General features: G+C 60.7%; 19 protein-coding genes and 4 tRNA genes. 17 read left to right on the plus strand and 6 right to left on the minus strand.

What is annotated here, in order from left to right:
• Window positions 1-89 precede the first annotated feature (89 nt).
• On the minus strand, window positions 90-371 hold the full coding sequence (locus HMPREF2757_RS00780) for a hypothetical protein (protein WP_070572461.1): 282 nt from the start codon (window positions 369-371) through the stop codon (window positions 90-92).
• Window positions 372-489: 118 nt separating this feature from the next.
• Here HMPREF2757_RS00780 and HMPREF2757_RS00785 point away from each other — a divergent pair, with 118 nt between their 5' ends.
• Window positions 490-1,020: a GNAT family N-acetyltransferase gene (locus tag HMPREF2757_RS00785; RefSeq protein WP_070572463.1), complete on the plus strand. Its 531-nt coding sequence runs from the start codon at window positions 490-492 to the stop codon at window positions 1,018-1,020.
• Between the two features lie 118 nt (window positions 1,021-1,138).
• On the opposite strand, the gene HMPREF2757_RS00790 is transcribed toward HMPREF2757_RS00785, so the two are convergent.
• Window positions 1,139-2,143 (minus strand): isopenicillin N synthase family dioxygenase, encoded by a 1,005-nt coding sequence (locus tag HMPREF2757_RS00790; protein WP_070572464.1) that lies wholly within the window; start codon window positions 2,141-2,143, stop codon window positions 1,139-1,141.
• 190 nt (window positions 2,144-2,333) lie between these two features.
• A complete protein-coding gene (locus tag HMPREF2757_RS00795; protein WP_070572466.1) occupies window positions 2,334-3,239 on the minus strand; it encodes a DUF2268 domain-containing putative Zn-dependent protease in 906 nt (301 codons plus the stop codon).
• Window positions 3,240-3,913: 674 nt separating this feature from the next.
• Here HMPREF2757_RS00795 and HMPREF2757_RS11585 point away from each other — a divergent pair.
• From HMPREF2757_RS11585 to HMPREF2757_RS00815, 3 genes are all read left to right on the plus strand, one after another.
• Entirely contained in the window at window positions 3,914-4,726 is an 813-nt protein-coding gene (locus HMPREF2757_RS11585; protein ID WP_141750122.1) for a hypothetical protein, read from the plus strand.
• A gap of 243 nt (window positions 4,727-4,969) precedes the next feature.
• Window positions 4,970-5,518 (plus strand): TetR/AcrR family transcriptional regulator, encoded by a 549-nt coding sequence (locus HMPREF2757_RS00810; protein ID WP_256278248.1) that lies wholly within the window; start codon window positions 4,970-4,972, stop codon window positions 5,516-5,518.
• Complete coding sequence (locus tag HMPREF2757_RS00815) at window positions 5,515-5,871, plus strand: DoxX family protein (RefSeq protein ID WP_070572474.1); 357 nt, start codon at window positions 5,515-5,517, stop codon at window positions 5,869-5,871. The genes HMPREF2757_RS00810 and HMPREF2757_RS00815 overlap by 4 nt, the downstream gene beginning before the upstream one ends.
• 73 nt (window positions 5,872-5,944) lie before the next feature.
• On the opposite strand, the gene HMPREF2757_RS00820 is transcribed toward HMPREF2757_RS00815, so the two are convergent.
• The gene (locus HMPREF2757_RS00820) at window positions 5,945-6,484 is read right to left on the minus strand and encodes a GNAT family N-acetyltransferase (protein ID WP_070572476.1); all 540 of its coding nucleotides are present in this window, start codon (window positions 6,482-6,484) and stop codon (window positions 5,945-5,947) included.
• Complete coding sequence (locus tag HMPREF2757_RS00825) at window positions 6,484-7,332, minus strand: DUF3097 domain-containing protein (protein WP_070572997.1); 849 nt, start codon at window positions 7,330-7,332, stop codon at window positions 6,484-6,486. Before HMPREF2757_RS00825 ends, HMPREF2757_RS00820 begins: the two co-directional genes overlap by 1 nt.
• A 232-nt stretch (window positions 7,333-7,564) precedes the next feature.
• Between HMPREF2757_RS00825 and hrcA the strand changes: the two genes are divergently transcribed.
• The 12 genes from hrcA to HMPREF2757_RS00885 all read left to right on the plus strand — a co-directional run bounded on the left by hrcA (window position 7,565) and on the right by HMPREF2757_RS00885 (window position 15,822).
• Complete coding sequence (gene hrcA, locus HMPREF2757_RS00830) at window positions 7,565-8,569, plus strand: heat-inducible transcriptional repressor HrcA (protein WP_070572478.1); 1,005 nt, start codon at window positions 7,565-7,567, stop codon at window positions 8,567-8,569.
• A gap of 87 nt (window positions 8,570-8,656) precedes the next feature.
• Entirely contained in the window at window positions 8,657-9,763 is a 1,107-nt protein-coding gene (dnaJ, locus tag HMPREF2757_RS00835; RefSeq protein WP_070572480.1) for a molecular chaperone DnaJ, read from the plus strand.
• Window positions 9,760-10,533 carry a 16S rRNA (uracil(1498)-N(3))-methyltransferase gene (locus HMPREF2757_RS00840; RefSeq protein ID WP_070572482.1) on the plus strand — a complete coding sequence of 258 codons (774 nt, stop codon included), beginning with the start codon at window positions 9,760-9,762 and terminating at the stop codon, window positions 10,531-10,533. Before dnaJ ends, HMPREF2757_RS00840 begins: the two co-directional genes overlap by 4 nt.
• A gap of 34 nt (window positions 10,534-10,567) precedes the next feature.
• Complete coding sequence (locus HMPREF2757_RS00845; protein ID WP_226829209.1) at window positions 10,568-11,518, plus strand: PhoH family protein; 951 nt, start codon at window positions 10,568-10,570, stop codon at window positions 11,516-11,518.
• Between the two features lie 13 nt (window positions 11,519-11,531).
• Entirely contained in the window at window positions 11,532-12,008 is a 477-nt protein-coding gene (gene ybeY / locus HMPREF2757_RS00850; RefSeq protein ID WP_070572484.1) for an rRNA maturation RNase YbeY, read from the plus strand.
• Window positions 12,009-13,268: a hemolysin family protein gene (locus HMPREF2757_RS00855; RefSeq protein WP_070572487.1), complete on the plus strand. Its 1,260-nt coding sequence runs from the start codon at window positions 12,009-12,011 to the stop codon at window positions 13,266-13,268.
• A complete protein-coding gene (era, locus tag HMPREF2757_RS00860) occupies window positions 13,265-14,200 on the plus strand; it encodes a GTPase Era (protein ID WP_070572488.1) in 936 nt (311 codons plus the stop codon). The genes HMPREF2757_RS00855 and era overlap by 4 nt, the downstream gene beginning before the upstream one ends.
• 73 nt (window positions 14,201-14,273) lie before the next feature.
• Entirely contained in the window at window positions 14,274-15,320 is a 1,047-nt protein-coding gene (gene zapE, locus HMPREF2757_RS00865) for a cell division protein ZapE (RefSeq protein WP_070573001.1), read from the plus strand.
• A gap of 137 nt (window positions 15,321-15,457) precedes the next feature.
• Window positions 15,458-15,530: transfer RNA gene (locus tag HMPREF2757_RS00870), tRNA-Gly, on the plus strand.
• 29 nt (window positions 15,531-15,559) lie between these two features.
• A tRNA-Cys gene (locus tag HMPREF2757_RS00875) sits at window positions 15,560-15,630 on the plus strand.
• A 13-nt stretch (window positions 15,631-15,643) separates the two neighbouring features.
• Window positions 15,644-15,715 (plus strand) — tRNA-Val (locus HMPREF2757_RS00880).
• A 35-nt stretch (window positions 15,716-15,750) separates the two neighbouring features.
• Window positions 15,751-15,822, plus strand: a tRNA-Val gene (locus HMPREF2757_RS00885).
• A 160-nt stretch (window positions 15,823-15,982) separates the two neighbouring features.
• On the opposite strand, the gene HMPREF2757_RS00890 is transcribed toward HMPREF2757_RS00885, so the two are convergent.
• Window positions 15,983-16,813, minus strand: a complete 831-nt coding sequence (locus HMPREF2757_RS00890; RefSeq protein WP_070572490.1) for a DUF4352 domain-containing protein — start codon at window positions 16,811-16,813, stop codon at window positions 15,983-15,985.
• A gap of 407 nt (window positions 16,814-17,220) precedes the next feature.
• Here HMPREF2757_RS00890 and HMPREF2757_RS00895 point away from each other — a divergent pair, with 407 nt between their 5' ends.
• Complete coding sequence (locus tag HMPREF2757_RS00895; RefSeq protein ID WP_070572492.1) at window positions 17,221-18,384, plus strand: DUF4190 domain-containing protein; 1,164 nt, start codon at window positions 17,221-17,223, stop codon at window positions 18,382-18,384.
• Window positions 18,385-18,557: the final 173 nt, after the last annotated feature.

Genomic DNA, 18,557 nt, shown 5'->3' on the forward strand with positions numbered 1-18,557 from the left:
GCAGGGGTGAACGATGTCCTGAAACCAGACACCCTCGGCTCCACGCTGCGGCACCGGAAAGAGTATTCGGAGCAAACCCTAGGCCCAAGTCAGTCTCCGTCTTCGGAGAGCGTGAACGAAAGCCAGCCCGCGATTTCATCGCGCAGCTGCTCATCAGTCGGCAGCGGGCCGAAGAACATCAGCTTCAGCGATTCGATCCAATAGGTGAATCCGCTGTTCGCCGCGACGTATGCACCCGATGAGTACCCGCTGGGGAACTCCTCGCTCGGACAGGTCAGCCAATCCACGTGCTGTGTCCGCGGGGTCGCGACCACGCGAAAGCGATGACCCTCGACTTCAAGATAGGTGGTGCGGCGTCTGCAGAGTTTCATAGATCTTCTTGTATCACGGGTGATCAAAACGCGATAGATTCCAATTCTGGCTTTGTGCGCCGCCACTTGGCGCACGAAAACCCAGCCCCCGGAACCGACCCGCGAAAGGAAGTCCGCGTTGACACCGACTCTCCGCCGCCTGCGCACTTCCGATGTGACCGCTGTTTTGGACGCATTCCTGTCCGCCCCGGATATGGCCCGGCAAGGCGATGTGACGACCCTCGCGGATGCTGAGCGCTATGTCGGCAAACTGTGCGAAGCTTCTTCGCCCCACCGCCCATGGGCAGTCTGCGACAGCGATTCTCTTGTCGGTTTGGTCTGCGTGACCGTTGACGACGAAAACCGTTCCGGCTGGTTCTGGAACTGGATGACCGCACGAGCCCGCGGCCGAGGCTGGACAAGCAGGGCAGCCGCCACAGTGGCAGATTGGGCACTCGACCACGAAGGCTTGGAACGGCTCGAACTCGGCCATCGGGTGAACAACCCGGCATCAGGACATGTGGCGCGATCCGCCGGCTTCATCAAAGAGGGCACCGAGCGGGCGAAGTTCCTCATTGACGGGCAGCGGATCGACGTTGACACTTACGGGCGGCTGGCCACTGACCCGCGCCCGAATTACGACTGCATCCCTATGCGTGAAGACGGCTAACCGCCGATTTATCGAGGATATAGCCGTCAGCTTATCGCCTCGATACCAGGCAACTTATCGGCAAGCTAGCCGCCAACTTATCGGCTTCGCGCCTGAACAGACACCGCAACAGCACCCCTCACTGCGCCCCAACGAGGTGCGGATAGTGCTTCTCGGTCACATTGGGGTGACTGCGCACGCGGGAAGCGAAAGCGTTATCGCCGTAGACGGTGTGCAAGACATCGAGTTCGTCGACTGAAACTCCGCGCGCTTGAGATGCAAGTTCCGGCGGGAGGCTGACGGCAGGCAGCTGTGCGCTCAGTGCTGGGTTGTAGAAGAACGGCACTGAGATCCGGTCCTCACCGGGCTTGGTTGGCAGCACCCGGTGGAGGGTGGCCTTGAGGTAGCCGTCGGTAGCCACTTCCAGCAGTTTGCCGATGTTGACGACGAACGTGTTCTCAATCGGCTCGGCATCGATCCACCCATCAGCTGTCAGCACCTGCAGCCCCGAGGTCCCCGGCTGTGGATACAGCAGTGTGAGGGTGCCCGCATCGCGGTGTTCGCCCACACCCTGCGTGACGGAATCATCAACGGCAGCCGGGTAGTGGACGATCTTGATGAACGATTCCGGCTCATTCGCAAATGCGGGTGCGAAGTGATCAGCCGGCTGCCCCAGGCTCAGCGCCCATTCGCGCAGCAGCTTGTCGCCGACCGCTGTCAGCTGCTTAAACCAGCTGTCGGTGATGGTTTTGAGCTCCGGAAGTGACTCCGGGTACTGGTTCGGGCCGCGCAGATTGTCGTAATCATGGTCAGGCTCAGCAACGGCAGGACGGTCAGCGCCGATGTCGATCTGTTCACGCCAGTCGACAACACCTCGGGTATGTTCGCCGCCGGTGCGGGTGTAGCCGCGGAAGTGCTTGGAGTGAGTGTTCTCAATTGCGAGTTTTTCTTCTTCCGGCAGGTCGAAGAACTTCTGTGAGACCTCGAGAATCTGTGCGAAGTCCTCAGCGGGTATTCCGTGCCCGGTCAGGTAGAAGAACCCGATTTCGTGTGTGACCCGGCGCAGATCTTCACGAAACTGCTCGGCTGTTGCGGGATCGTCGGCCAAGCTGAGGTTGAGGATGGGAAGCTGTGCGGTGGTCATGGGTTTGCCTCGGCAATCTGTATGTCGATTTCTGGTCATTGCCGACGCTAGACACTGACGAGGTGCCTGCCGCGGTTCCGCTGTCACGGCAAGAAAGATTCCGTCATCTTGGGGCGGATTCATGACGGTCTTTGACAGTGTGCGACGGCTTGTAGCCGATCGAGCAGGCTTTGCCAGCACGACTCTTGAGTCAATTGCCGTGCCGTTCTAGGCCCAACTGCGGCAAGGTCACGTCTAAGATTTCCTCAGCCGGTGTGCTGACACACTCTGCTGCAGTGCGGCCGGTCGTATCGAGATAGGTCTGCGCGATGCGGGTTCCTGCGGCATATCCGGCCCCGGTGGGCAGGCCCACCGGCGTAGAGCCGAACAAACGAGCGGTTGCGTCTCCTAGAACCCATGCGGCGAAGTCCTGCATGCCTGTCACTTCGAGCCCGTGGACCACACGCTGCAGCACCTCGTCGCTCGTCCTGGTCTCGTCAGCAACAAAGTGCGTATAGCCGCGGTCACCATAGGAATGGGCGGCAAAAAGGTCAGCAAGCCCTTCGGCTATGACGTGCTCCCCAACAGTGACGGTCTGTGGGTTCCACATGATGCCTCCGGGTGAGTAGCGGACGTTGTGGTGGAGTTCGTGAAGGGCAATCGCTTCCAGGCGGTTGAGGACTTCGTCGGTCGGCCAGAGCGTGATCGCGATGTATCCGCTGATCCCGCCAAAGGCTGACAGGCCTTTGATCTCGTCCATGAAGTGTCGGTTCGTTGGGTCACCAAGAACCAGCAGCGCAGTCACGTCGGGAATCCGCAGACTTGGGTTTGCAGCAGCCAGATCGGCCGCACCCTGTGCCAGGGCCGCTTCGATGCGGTGCCATGCATCGGCCTTTTCCAGCCTGCGCAGCGCATCGACCACTTGTTGGCGTGGGGCTTCCGGGCCAAAGCCGAAGTTCTGGCGGTGGACGGCAGCCAAGTCAAGTTCGCCGGGATTGAAAAAATACATGCCGCTCATGGGTTCCCACAGTCGGCGGGCAGCTTCCTGCCATCTTTCGGGAGGGCAGTCCAGCATGGCGCGCATCTTGGCGGCACTGTCGATCATTGAGATTGTCATGCAGCTGACGCTAAAGCCTGACGTTGCGGCAGGGTCAACTGGGCGAGAAGATCCGCGCGAGCGATCAGTACAGCTGTGCACCGATTCTGGTAAGGAGTGCCTCTCATTGAACCAGATCTGAAAACTGGTCGTGTCATCAGTTGCAGAACAGTCGGTGAGCTGAATCGTCGGAAAGCACAGACCGTCTTTCACAAGGTCCAATCTAAGAAGTTTTAGGAGCTGCCGCCTGGAAGCCCGGTTCGAAGAACAGCAAGGTCGCCGCTGAGTATTCGCGAACCTGCGCCAATTACTCGCCCGACTGGGTGACCGTATTCAACCGGGGGTACCTTCAGCCACTCTCCTTAGTTGTGCGGGAATAAGAGATGGTCGCAGCTGTGTAGCGCAGTTCTCTGTGCTCGTCCCTGACCACGTTGCTATTTGCCAGTACAGATGCGAGTGGAATGTGCAAACTCGCCGCAGTTCGTAGTCTGGCTGTGCTCTCTAATGATCTGTCAGTAATGAGGCTTATCGTTCCGATACACAACGCAAGAGCCTGTTCTGCGGCTATTCATTATCAGTCAGTTGGGCTGGTTAAATGATCTTGTCGGTATTATCTGCTTGGTAGGGTCGCATTAATGTTGGCAGTCTCTGACTGAGGAGTGCTGATGCACACAGCCTGCGTTGACGGACAAAGATTGATCGTTGCCATCGAGTATGCGAAGTTGAGCGCTGGTGAACGAGAGGAGCTCCGTGGACGTTTATCCTGCCCCGACCATGCATGTGCTGCTCCGGTCCACTTCCGCTCTCGCAGTGTCGATGGCAGGCCGCCCCTTTTCTACTCCAATGAGCATGCCCCGTTCTGCACCGAAAAATCTCCGGAAACCAAACAGGCCGTCCTTGAAGGCGAAAAGAGGGAAGATGAAGCGATCTGGAACGATGCCAGCGAACTCGTGCTCCGTCTTGACGGCCCCAAAACCGATAGAGCCTCCGTCATTGACGGAATAGGACCAACGGTGACGCAACGGGGGCGCAGACACAATCCCCGGCGCGGGGAACGTCATACGCATGCGAGTTCTATCGGTCTGCGGCCGCTTTTGCGTCGACTGCGAGATGACCCATCATTTCGCGCGTCGACAATGCCATTGACTCTATCGGACGAAACCCAGAGCAGCATCCAAGAAGCCTGCACCCATGTCTCTCACTACGTTCATCGGTTTGGCAAACGTGTTGTTGTGTGGGGTCCGGTTGTCGCGGCACAAAACGGCTGGATTAACAGCGGCTATCGGGAAGAGGAGCTTCCTGCCGTACTGGTACGCGAAAAGTTCATTGCCGAAGTCCTCGGGCGAGTGTACTTAGAGAAATTTGCTGATCTCAATCCTGGCGACCGCGGCTCATTCCACTTCATCGTCGAGGGTCTTTTCAGGATGACGAAACACGATACGCCCTGGGTGACCCTTGAAAGTCCGAACCATCTTGCGCTTCTGCCCGACCCGCCCGCCGGAGGCTAGTGGGTTAAACCAGCGCCAGGAAAACCTAGAAATCTTGGTTTGTTTATCCCGTCTTGGCGGCCGTGCTCCGATCTTCTCTCTATGAGGCACGGTGGCATGCCCATGCTTCGGATGCTGAAAGTCGCATTGTCTAGGTTGTAGAACGAGGCCGTGAGTCTATACTGAACGTGTTCAGTGAACATGTTCAGGGAGGTTTAGTTGGCTGGTGTTCGCACCGCGGCACGCAATGAAACCCGCCGCGCCGTGTTAGACGCAGCGGATCGTCTGTTCCATGAACGGGGCTTCCAGGCGACAACTGTGCGCGACATCGCTCGGAATGCGGGCGTGAGTACCGGAACGGTCATGTCTGTCGGTGACAAAGAAGCCCTGCTCGTAGAGCTCTTCGACGGCCTCATTGCGGAACGTCAAGCCCATGCTGATGCGCAGAACTATGCCGCCGATGTCCGCTGCGGCGCAGACGCAGTCGCCGTGGTCGAGCCGTTCGCGGCGCTGTTCGAGGAGCGCCGCAGCCTCGCCCAGGCTTACGCTTCGATCCTTGTCAGTGGACGACACGCATCCGTGGTCTTCACAGACCTCGCACAGAGATTGACCGCAGTGTTCCAGCAGGTCATAACAGTCTGCGGGTGCTCAAATGCGGCTGAAGCAGTCAAACGCGCCGAAGCACTTCACGCTGCCTACATCGGCAGCCTATTCATATGGGCTGCAACGCCTGAAACCTCCGCACAGCAGTTCTTGACTCAGCTGCGCGACATCTTCGCGGCAATCTGCCCACATACAGGAGGCAACTCATGACCCTGATCCCATCGTTCTGGATGCTGCCGACGCTGCTGGCCGCTGTCCTCCTTGGGGATGTCGCCCTGTCCATCAAGCCAGTCCGATTCATCCGCGACTGTCTTCACAGCGTTAACTTCCCCGAAAACTGGTGGTGGTCGCTGCTCGTGATCAAGGTGCTCGCAGCAAGTGGCCTCATTGCGGGAATATGGGTGCCCGGATTGGCTTTCGCGGCCAACGCCGGGGTCATCGCCTACTTCCTCTGCGCGGCCGTGGGGCACATCCGAGCAAAAGCCACCGGCACGGCCTTCTGGATCAACTGCCTGGGGATGCTGGTGCTGTCCTGCGTCACTCTGGCATTGAGCTTTCTATAGACACGGTCGCCCAGTCTCGGCGCACGCAGGCTCAGCAACAACAGGCTGTTCTGCTGATCCACAGGCAGAACACTCAGACCTTGTCCGAGATGGCGGAATACACCGCAAGATCGCGGACTTCGCTGCGAAGGAGCTCTCCATTGCGGCGAATGCCCTCGAACTCGAAACCCGCTTTCTCTGCAACTCTGCGGGACGCTGCATTGTCAGGGTGCACACACAGTTCAACCCGCTGTGCGCCGCGCTCAAAGGCAAAATCGGTCACGAGTCGCACTGCTGCCGTCATGAATCCCTGCCCGCGTGCCCACGGGGCGGTCATATACCCCAAAGACACATAATGAGCACTGTGGATGCGCAGATTGACCTGCCCTAAAAAGCGGTCAGAGTGCTCTGTTCCCGGGGCGGTGATGACCCACGACGGTTCCGGCGGGTTCGTGCACCAATCAAACGCCATGTCGCGGGTGTATTGATGTGTCACCTGCGTCCATTCGACAACCGCAGGGTCCTGGCAGGCTGCGAAAAGGTTGTCCGCATCACCCTGCCGGAATCCGCGGAGAACCACGCCGCCGCCGGACAGTTTTCCAGAGCCGAGAAAAGGAGTTGCGCCAGGTGCCATCAGTGCCTGCCGACTGTCACAAAGTCAATGAGCTCTTCCACCCGGCCCGACAGTGTCCAGTCGACATCCCCAATGGATTTCACTGAGCCGAGAATCCGCTGCCACGCTCGGGCGGAGTCACGGTGGTCTTCGTGCGGCCAGCCGATTCTGCGCAGAACCCCGAGCTTCCAATCTTCTCCGCGCGGCACCTGCGGCCATTCGGCAATCCCAACCACAGACGGCTTCACGGCCTGCCAAATGTCGACGTACGGGTGGCCAGTGACCCTCACGTGCTCCGCCCACGGCTGGCTGGCAACCTCGCTGACAATCCGCGTTTCCTTCGTGCCTTCGATCAGGTGATCAGCAAGAACCCCCACCCGGTGCTGTGCATCCGGCTGGAACTCGACCAGCGCCTCCATGAGGTCATCGAGACCTCCCAGAGGTTCGACGACAACACCTTCGACCCGCAGGTCGTCACCCCAGATCTTCTCGACCAGCTCCGCATCGTGCTTTCCCTCAACCCAAATCCGGCTGCCCCTGGCAACCCGGGCTTTGGTATGCACGGCTCTGCTTCCCGAAGCCGTGCGGCCGGGCTGCTTCTGGACTGCCGGGCGGGGCCGTACGAGTTCGACCGGTTTGCCTTCCAGCAGATAGCCGAAGCCCAAGGGGAAGGCCTGCGTGCGGCCGCGACGATCCTCCAGGTGGACGAGAAAACCGCCGTTGGTCTTCTCCAGCTTCACCACGGCGCCGACATAGCCGGTCTGAACCTCTTCCACAACCATTCCGCGTTTGATTTCAACCCGCTGGGTCTTGGGTCGTTGGTGGGTGCGGCCAGAGGAGAGGACATCGCGTCCATAGCGATCAGACATGAGAACCACGATAGCCGTGCGCTGGTGCGGTTCAGAACATAGCGCGCCGTGGTGTTGCTCGCAGAACCGGCGCTGAACCAGTTCCAAAGGCAACCGAGGCCAGCCCCAGAAGCAACAGGCGTTTGTATAGACGTGCCCGCATCATTAGAATTGGCACTCTAAGAGTGAGAGTGCCAAAAGCGAGCGCCCGATGTGCCCGTGCAGGGCAGGGCGCGGATGGGAGCGATTCGGGATGAACGACGAGCGGCGCAGCAGAGTTCTGCGGGCGATCGTCGAAGACTATGTGGCCACCAACGAGCCCGTCGGCTCCAAAGCCCTGGTCGAACGCCACAAGCTCGGCGTTTCCTCGGCAACCATCCGCAACGACATGGCCGCCCTCGAACAAGAAGGCCTCATTGCGCAGCCGCACACCTCAGCCGGCCGTATCCCCACCGATGCGGGATACCGGGCATTCGTCGACCGCATTGACGATGTCAAACCCTTGTCCAGCGCAGAGAAACGGGCAATCTCCCAGATTCTCTCAAGCACGCAGAGCATTGACGACACCCTCGCCCAGACCGTCCGCCTGCTGTCGCGGCTGACGCACCAAGTAGCCCTCATCCAGTATCCGGTGCGCACCCAGACCACCATTCGGCGCGTGGAACTGGTTCAGCTGAGCCCAGAGCGCATCCTCGTCATCCTCATCACCGACACCGGCGAAGTCGAACAGCGAATAGTCGAAGCACTCGACCCGATTGACGAAGACGATGTCCGCGGTATGCGCCGGGCCTTCAATGAGGCGCTGGAAGACACTCGGCTGGATGCCCTCGAAGACACCCTCAGTGCACTCGCAGTGCCCGTATCACTGGCCCAGACGGCAACCGCAATCGCCGAACGTCTGGTTGAACTGGCCCGCAGCAAACGTCAGGACCGGCTCATCATGGCCGGGGCTGCAAACTTGGCCCGCGCCGGCAGCGAGTTCGGCACGCACATGGGTCCGCTGCTTGAAGCAATAGAAGAACAGGTTGTGCTTCTGAAGCTGCTGGCAGATATGCAGGCCGACGGCATTGCCGTGCAGATCGGTAGCGAAAACCGCTTTGAGGCGCTGGCAGGGGCGTCGCTCATCGCAACCGGCTACGGAACAGAAGACACAACAGCCTCACTGGCAGTGCTCGGCCCCACCCGCATGGACTATCCCACCACCATGGCCGCCGTCAGAGCCGTGGCGAAATACGTATCGACCATTCTGTCGGACTGACCAGCTGACTGACCTGACCGATGACTTAGTGACAGCACCCCCGAATCCCCGACCTTGTGCAGACGCATCTGAACGAAAGAAGAAGCAGTGAGCGATCACTACGAAACACTGGGCGTTGAACGAGACGCTTCCGCTGAAGACATCAAAAAGGCATACCGGAAGCTCGCCCGGAAGTACCACCCGGACGTCAACCCCGGCCACGAAGACGAATTCAAAAAAGTCTCCGTCGCCTACGAAACACTGTCCGATCCGGACAAGCGACGCCAGTACGACATGGGTGGATCCACCGCTGGCGCTGGCGGCTTCGGCGGTTTCTCCGACCTTTTCGACACCTTCTTCGGCGGGGGAGGACCACGCCGTTCAGGCCCGCCGAATCAGCGTGTGCGCCCCGGTCGCGACGCCCTCGTGGAACTCACGATCGACCTCGAAACCGCTGTCTTCGGCGGAAAAGAAGACATCCGCGTGCAGACGGCAGTCACCTGTGAAACCTGCCACGGCGGCGGTGCGCGCGAAGGCACCAAACCCGAAACCTGCGGGCTGTGCCACGGTGCGGGCACCATTTCGACCGTTCAGCGGACCATCCTGGGTGACATGCGCACCCAACAGGTGTGCAGCAACTGCTCTGGCTACGGCGATGTCATCAAAGATCCGTGCAACAGCTGCGGTGGCGAAGGCCGCGTGCGCGAAGAGAAGACTCTGTCAGTCAAAATTCCGGCAGGCGTGCACGACGGCACCCGCATCCTGCTGTCCGGCCACGGAGAAGTCGGCCCCGGCGGCGGTCCCGCCGGTGACCTCCACATCGAAGTCACCGTCCGCGAACACGATGTGTTCACTCGCGACGGCGACAATCTGCGCGCCGAACTGTCCGTGCCCATGACCACAGCGGCACTCGGCAGCACCGTGACACTCGAAACCTTTGACGGTCCGCGCGAACTGACCATCGAACCGGGAACACAGACCGGCACGGTCGAAACCCTGGCAGGGCTCGGTGCGGGCCGCCTGCGCCGAGAAACCCGCGGCGACCTGCTGGTGACGGTCGTCGTGCAGACGCCCACCAAGCTCACCGGCGAACAGAAGAAGCTCCTCCAGCAGCTCTCAGAAATGCGCGGCGAAGACACCGTTGAGCACGGCCTGGAGACGAAGTCCAAGAGCGCCTTCAGCCGCTTCCGCGAAAGGTTCGCCCACAAGTCGTGACGCTTCCGGTCTTCTACACTGACGCCCCGCTGTCAGAGGTTCGCCCCGGGCAGCGCGTGCCGATTACGGGACAGGCGCTGCACCACGCCGTGACCGTACGCCGGATGAAGGCCGGGGAAGCGCTCGAACTCACCGACGGGGCCGGTCTGCGGGTTCGCGGAGTTCTTGAATCGGCTTCTAAAGAAGTCGCCGTTCTCGCTGCCGACGAGGTGGAGCACGAGCAGCCGCCCACACCGCGGCTGGGTCTGATCCAGGCTTTGGCTAAGGGCGACCGCGATCTGGCGGCAGTTGAAACCGCGGTGGAAGTCGGCGTCGACGTCGTCGTGCCGTGGCAAGCACAGCGCTCAATCGTCCAGTGGAAAGGTGCGAAAGCGGCCAAAGCACACGACAAGTGGGCCAATCTCATCCAGGCCGCCTCACTCCAGTCCCGCCGCGTGAACTTTCCGAAACTCGAGCAGCTGAGCTCCACCTCGTTCGCGGCCCAGAAGGCCCGCGAAGGCGCTCTCGTCATCGTCTTGCACGAAGCCGGAACCCGGCCCTTTGTGCAGACCCTGCGCAGTGAACTCAGCAGGCGAACAGTCGAAGAGATCTACGTGGTCGTGGGCCCCGAAGGCGGCATAGCCGATGCTGAACGCCAGCAGATGGAAGAAGCCGGAGCCCTCACCGCGGTGCTCGGGCCCACGGTTCTGCGGGCCTCTTCGGCAGGGCCGATCGCACTGGCCCTGACCCAACAGGAACTGGGCCGTTGGGGACCGGCGGACAACGGCTAGGCTGGTAGAAGACAACTGAGGAAAGGAAGCTCTCCTGGACACTGACCAGAGCACCGCACTGTCTGTTCCCGAATCCGTTGACCTCATCGCACTGTACGGGCCGCAGGACCAGAACCTGCGGACAGTCGAAAAGCTGTTCCCGGACGTGAAGATCCACGTTCGCCAGCGCACCATTCAGCTGACCGGCGATCCCACGAGCGTGGCCCGCGTGACCGAAGTGTTCGGCCACATGCGCAAAATCATCGCCAGCGGAGGCCGCCTGGACCCAGAAGCCGTGTCCCGCGTGGCGGGAATGCTCGACGACGGGCAGGACTCGGCAAAGGTCATGACCGACAACATTCTCTCGACTCGCGGCAAGACCGTGCGGCCCAAAACCTACGGCCAACATGAATACGTCACGTCGATCCGCGAAAACACCATCACCTTCGGAATCGGCCCGGCCGGCACCGGCAAAACCTACTTGGCGATAGCCATGGCCGTGCGCGCCCTGCAGAATCAGGAAGTCTCCCGCATCATCCTCGCCCGCCCGGCGGTCGAAGCCGGTGAGAAGCTTGGATTTCTGCCCGGCACCCTTGATGAGAAGATCGACCCGTACGTACGGCCCCTGTACGATGCGCTGCACGACATGATCGAGGCCGAGCGCATCTCCTCGCTGCTGGACCAGGGCATCATCGAAGTGGCCCCACTGGCATACATGCGCGGCCGAACGCTCAACGACGCTTTCATCATCCTCGACGAAGCTCAGAACACCACACCCGAACAGATGAAGATGTTCCTCACCCGCTTGGGCTTCAATTCCCGCATGGTCGTCACCGGTGACACCAGCCAGATCGACCTGCCCGGCGGGACGAACTCCGGACTCAACGTGGTCCAGTCCATTCTGGGCAATGTCGAGGACATCAGCTTCCACCGTTTGACCGCCAAGGACGTCGTCCGCCACTCACTCGTGACGAAAATCGTCCAGGCCTATGAAGAATGGGCGTAGAGCAGCACCGGCAATGAGCATTGAAATCCACAACGAAACACCTGCGGCAATCGACCTTGAGGCGGTGCGCGGCATAGCGGCCCTCACTCTTGAACAGCTGCAGATCCACCCGGACGTCGAACTGTCCATCCAGTTCATCGACACTGAGCAGATGAGCCAGCTGCACGTTCAGTGGATGAATCTCGAAGGTCCCACCGACGTCATGTCCTTCCCAATGGACGAACTGCAGCCGGGCGCTCAGTCCGGCATGCTCGGCGATATCGTCATCTGCCCCGATGTTGCCCAGAGTCAAGCTGAGGCCAACGGCCACAGCCAAGCTGACGAAATCCAGCTGCTCACCGTCCACGGGGTGCTGCACCTGGCCGGCTACGACCACGAAACCCCCGAAGAAAAACAGGACATGTTCGGCAAACAGGCCGATGTCCTCCGCGCCTGGTTCGCTCGAACCGAACCGGGCCGAACCCATCTGCCGATCCCTACGGAGTCATAAGTGGACATAGCCGTGGACTTTATGCTGGCGCTGCTGAGCCTGACGCTTGCGGCGGTGCTCGCCGCGGCTGACGCCGCGTTCTCCACCGTCAGCCACCACCAGGTTGAGGAAGCCGCTGAAGACGGCAAGCGCACAGCCCCGCAGGCCCAGCGGATCCTGAACGACCTGCCCACGCACATCAACGTGCTGACCTTTGTGCGGCAGCTGTTCGAAACCGCCGCCGTCGTATTCACCCTGCTGGGCTTTACCGGCTTCATCGACAGCCTGCCGACAGCGCTGATCGTGACAGCCCTGACATCGGCCGTTGCCGTGTTCGTGATCGCAGGCGTGTCGCCCAGGACAATCGGGCGGCGCAAAAACCTGACGGTGGTGCTCGCCTCCGCGCCGCTGGTGTCCGGCCTGCGCCAAGCGCTCGGCCCGGTGGCCCGCGTTCTTGTGTGGCTGGGCAATATGCTCACACCGGCGAAAGTGTTCCGCGACGGTCCGTTTGTGACCGAAGAACAGCTGCGCGACCTCGTGGACCGTGCCAGTGCCGGAAACATCATCGAAGACGATGAACGAGACATGATCGAAAGCGTCTTCAACCTGGGCGACACCCGGGCGTACAAGGTCATGGTGCCCCGGCCCGATCTTGTGTACCTGCGGTCCGAGAGCACGCTCGAACACGCCATGACCGTGTTCTTGCGCTCGGGCTTTTCGCGCATCCCCGTTGTGGGCAAGGACCTCGATGACGTCCGCGGCATCGTCTTCCTCAAAGACGTCGCCCGTCGCCTGCACACCCACCCGGACGATCGCGACCAGCTGGCTCTCGACATCGCCCGCCCCGTGACCTTTGTGCCCGATACGAAGACCGTGGATTCGCTTCTGCGCTTTATGCAGCTCGAAGCCACGCACATGGTCGTCATCGTCGACGAATACGGCGGCACCGCCGGGCTGGTCACCATTGAGGACATCGTCGAAGAGATCGTCGGCGAAATCGCCGATGAGTACGACAGGGACGAAGACGAAATCGTTCCGCTTGACGGTGGGGCTGTGCGCGTCGCCACGCGCACAGACATCGAAGATGTTGCAGAGTACTTTGACGTGCGGATCGAAGATGAGGACGTCACCACCGTCGGCGGTCTCCTCGCCAGCGAACTCGGCGAAGTTCCCATCGCCGGCTCCGAAGCCGTCATCAGCGGGCTGCGGCTGGTAGCCGAGCCCGGCCAGGGTCGCCGCCACCGCATCAGTCACGTCATCATCACCCGGGAGGAAGAATGAGTCTGTTCCGCGAAGTTCCTGATGACTTCCGCGCAGGTTTCGCCTGCTTTGTCGGCCGCCCCAACGCGGGAAAGTCGACCCTGACGAATGCTCTGGTCGGCACGAAGATTGCCATCACATCGTCAAAGCCGCAGACTACGCGTCACACCATCCGCGGGATCGTCCACCGAGACAACCACCAGCTGGTACTCGTTGACACTCCCGGCCTGCACCGTCCGCGCACTCTGCTGGGCTCGCGCCTGAACGACCTGGTGGCCGACACGCTGCGCAGCGTCGACGTCATCGCCCTGTGCATCCCAGCAGACGAAAAGATCGGTCCCGGGGATCGCTATATTGCCGAACAGCTGGCAGATTCCAGGGGCTCAACACCTGTTGTCTGCATAGTCACAAAAGCCGACAAGGTCGACCGCGCCGGGCTTGTGGAGGCACTGACCGCAGCTGGTGACCTCATGGACTTCGCCGACATCGTTCCGGTCTCCGCCATCGATGACTTCCAGGTCAACACGGTCGACGAGGTGCTCGCCAAGCACCTGCCGCTGAGCCCTCCGCTGTACCCTGACGGGGACATCACGGACGAACCCGAGCGGGTGCTCATTGCCGAGTTCGTCCGCGAAGCCGCACTTGAGGACATTCGCGACGAACTGCCGCACTCCCTGACAGTGCAGGTTGAGGAGATCCGACCCCGTGAAGACAGGCCGGAAGACCGCCCCCTCATGGAGGTCTACGTCAACATGTACGTGGAGCGGCAGAGTCAGAAGGCCATCATCATCGGCCGAGGCGGATCTCGCCTCAAAGAGGTCGGTCGCCGAGCCCGGCAGCACATCGAGGGCATTCTCGGAACGCCGGTCTATCTAGACCTGCACGTGAAGGTCGCCAAAGACTGGCAGCGGGACCCGCGGGCGCTTGGGCGCTTGGGCTTCGATTTCGAATAGGGGGAGTGTCACTGCAAGAGGGCGCACGGGCTGACGTCCGCGGTGTTTGCCGCACCGGGCTACACTTGCCCGCGTGACTCAAGCCGTTCATCTCACCGACCGTGATCCCCGCGTCAACCGCGACGAACTCCTCGCCGACTTCGTTCCACCTCCACAGTTTGAAGGTGTGTCCTTCGACAGCTACCGGCCGGACCCGGCACAGCCGTCTCAATCTCAGGCGCGAGACAGCCTGCAGGCCTTTGCGAACACGGGCCGAGGCGGGGGAGGGCTGTTCAAAAAGCTCTTCGGCAAGGGCGGAAAGCCAGCCGAGAAGGGCATCTACCTGGACGGCGGATACGGGGTGGGCAAAACGCACCTGCTGGCCTCAGCGTGGCACGCGTCGGACAAGCCCGCAGCATTCGGCACTTTTGTTGAGTACACCAACCTCATCGGCGCTCTGGGCTTTCCGACGGCAAAGGCCGAACTGGAGAAGATGAAGCTCGTCTGCATTGACGAGTTCGAACTCGATGATCCCGGCGACACCGTCATGATGTCGCGGCTGATGCGCGAACTGACCGACGCCGGCACGAAGATCGTCGCAACGTCCAACACCCTGCCCGGCGCGTTGGGGCAGGGGCGTTTCGCGGCACAGGACTTCCTGCGCGAAATCCAGGCGCTGTCGAATCAATTCAACGTGCTGCGCATTGACGGAGAGGACTACCGTCACCGCGAGATCACCCAACCGCCAGCGCCCTTGAGCGAAGATGAACTCAAAACTGCTGAAGATCGTCTGCTGCGCAGTGGACGGACGCTTGCAGCAGATGACTTCGCCGGCCTCGTTGAGCATCTGCAGCGAATCCACCCGTCGAAGTACCGCAGGCTCATTGACGGTGTTCAGTTCGCGGCGTGGAGGCAGGTCGAGCCGATCGGCAACGAAGGTGTCGCACTGCGCTTTGTGGCGCTCGTGGACAGGCTGTACGACGCAGACATCGGGATCGTGAACTCCGGCATTCGCCTGGACCAGATCTTCTCCGAGGAAATGCTGGGCGGAGGCTACCGAAAGAAGTACATGCGCTGTCTTTCGCGCATGACGGCGCTGTCGTCGAAATCGGCTGACCGGGCTGATCAGGGCGGCAGTTGACCGAGCTTCCGCACTCTTGCAGGCAGATCAGTGCGTGGTGACGAGCGTCACTGTGCGCCGATTTGGCTTTGGGGCAAACGGTGTGTAAAGTTTAGTTCTGTTGCACGGCGCGAAGGAAAACTTCACAAGTGCACTGCGCGGATGTGGCTCAGTTGGTAGAGCATCACCTTGCCAAGGTGAGGGTCGCGGGTTCGAGTCCCGTCATCCGCTCTGGTTCGCCAGATATGGCGGTCGCCTCTGGTGGCGTGGCCGAGAGGCGAGGCAGCGGCCTGCAAAGCCGTATACACGGGTTCGAATCCCGTCGCCACCTCGAAACAGGGCTGGCGCGATTGGCGCAGCGGTAGCGCGCTTCCTTCACACGGAAGAGGTCACTGGTTCGATCCCAGTATCGCGCACGGAGTTCGCTCTACAACTGAATAGCCTTAAACAGGCGCGATTGGCGCAGCGGTAGCGCGCTTCCCTGACACGGAAGAGGTCACTGGTTCGATCCCAGTATCGCGCACAGACAGCCGGGGCTTCTGCCCCGGCTTTTTCTTTGCAAACACGGGAAATCCGCGCGCTTCGGACAGTGGCGCTCAGGGATCCTGTCGGACTCACCGGTCCGAGCGGGAAAGCACAGACGCGGGGCAAAACGATTCTGCCCCGCGTTGCTGTCTGCGTCGTTACTTTACGGCGACGAACACCTTGTCTCCGAACAGTCCGGGAGCGACGGCCAGTACGCCCTCGTCTGCGCTGTCGGCGGGAACAGAGAATGCGATATTGCCTGTGATCGAAGCGCCTTCGTACAGGGTGGTCGTCGAATCGAGCTCATCCGGTGCGACAACGAGCGTGTCATAAGAGTCGACCGTGGTGCCGCTCGCGGTCACGTATTCGATGATCTCGAAAGGCATGGCTCCGTCCGGGTTGGTGCCGGTGTATTTGATCGTTACGTTTGCGAGGATATAAACCTCACCTTTGGATGCAGGTTCGTTGAACTCGTTTTCGGAGGCAATGGCCTTGTTGGCGTTGAGGTTCACGCTGTTGACCTTGACCGTCCACTCATCGGTCGAGACCGTGCTGCCCAGCGGGTGCGGGTTGGTGCGGGTGCCCTTTTCGTCGGCTTCTTCAGCCTCGAGGGCATCGTCAGCTGAGGTCGGCTTTTCAACAGGCGCCGAGACTGAGGTGTCGTCGGAGAAGGCACCGCCAACCGCTGTTGCAACCACGGCGATGAACACGATGAAGCCGATGATGGTGCCGATAATGGAGATGATGAGGCCGGCCAGGCCGAAGCCCTTCTTCTTGTCCTTCAGGCACAGGGCAACAATGCTCAAGATGAAGGCAGTCGGCAGGAGAATCCAACCGACGATCAGCGCGAAGGGAATGCACGCGAAAATGAAGCCGACCACGGCGGCGATGAAGCCGATTAGGCCGATCGTATTGTTTTCCTTCGCCGGGAGTGCGGGGGCAGGGGCATACCGGGGCGCTGCGGGGCCGGGTGCATAGGGTGCGTTCAAGTCTTCATGCCTTTCGGGTAGAGCGCATTGAGGACAGGCCCAAAGGCATCTGTCTGCGTGCATAGTACCCAGAAAATTAGTACCACGGGCCTAGGCGCGCAGAGTTTAGAAAATAGGTCCGGGTGACCGACAGCTGGGTGCGAATCCCCGAGTTGTCAGTGAGGATACGCGGCTGCGTATCGGCAGCTTCTGTCGAAGTCTCACGGGTGAAGAATGGGCCGTAGTGCTCAACTGGGAATTGCTCCTCGTGCCTGCTGGTGCGACGAACGCATCACGACGGTGCCCCACGTGGGTATGATCTGCTCTGGAAATTCTGGGTCCGTTTGGCGCTATGCTGATGAGGTCCTGAAAGTTCGATGAAAATCGGTCTCGAATGAAACGCCCGACTATAAACGTAAGGAAGCCCTATGAGCGATACCCCTTCAGGTCAGAACGACTCCAACCCGCAGAACGGTTCCAACGGGGCCAACCCTGACCCGTCAGGAAGCAGCACCGGAAACCCCAGTCAGGGCGACTACAGCCAGGGCAGTTACGACGGATCCAACGGGGCCAACCCCGACCCGTCAGGAAGCAGCACCGGAAGCTCCGGCCAGGGCGACTACAGCCAGGGCAATTACGGACAGGGCGACTACGGCAACCAGTATTCGCAGGCTGACTTCGGCAACAGCCAGCCTCAGACGGCCCAGCAGCCTGTCGGCAGCCAGGGTGATTTCGCGGACTACCAGCAGAGCCCGCAGGCCTATGATGGCAACAACATGTACGGTGCTGCCGGCGCGGCCGGTTCAACCGAGAAGAACAGCCTCGGCGTCATCTCGCTGGTTTCCGGTGTTGTGGGCTTCGTTGTCTCGCTTGCTGGCATCGTCGCGATCGTCACGGGCTTTATGAGCCTCAAAGCGGTCAAGAACGGACAGGCAAACAACAGGGGCATGGGCCTGACCGGACTTATTCTGGGCTTCGTGACCACCGCGCTCGGCCTGATCGGCATTGTGGTTCTCATCATCATGATGGCTGTCGGCATCGGATCCGAAAGCAACACTGCTTCGCCGAGCAGCCCCAGCGGTGAGACCCAAGCTCCGGCCGTTCCCGGGGAAGATGACGAAGCTGGAGGGGACTCTGCGCCCGAGGGTGAAGGTGCTAAGGGCGGCGACTTCGATGCAGAGATCGACAAGGCCACCAAAATCGGCACATTCAAGGACATTGAGATTCATGCGCTGATCACCAGCGGCAAGGCTGCAGACACCGTCAGCCCCCAGACGTTCGCCAACCGTGAAGTTCTTGTTATCAAGTACTTCATGAAGAACGTCTCGGACAAGCCGCTGAAGCCCGGCAAGGGCAGGGTCGAATGCTTCGCAGGCGGCGCCGACTGCTCGAATTCCGTTCATGGACAGGTTGGGGACAGGGAGATGTCGAGCCCGATCCTCGACTTCGACAAGAACCCGATCAAGCCTGACGAAGTCGAAGAGTTCTACACTGCACAGGCGATTGAGCCTAAAGCTGCAGAAGAGGCTGAGATCACACTGCTGATGACCAGTGAGGACTACCGCGACCAGCAGTCCTTCAAGATCAAGTGACACCAGCCGAAGCACGGCTATAAGCGCGGGGCGGGAACACTGTGTTCCCGCCCCGCTTCGCTCGTCATCGGGCAGATCACTCACTCAGTGCCCCCGCGCTGCGGCGGAGTTTCCTAATCGAGTGCCGATCAGCAACGAGACCACAGCCGCCAGCGGGTACAGTAGAAGCGCTG

The organism is Brevibacterium sp. HMSC063G07 (genome assembly GCF_001810665.1).
Classification (GTDB): Bacteria; Actinomycetota; Actinomycetes; order Actinomycetales; family Brevibacteriaceae; genus Brevibacterium.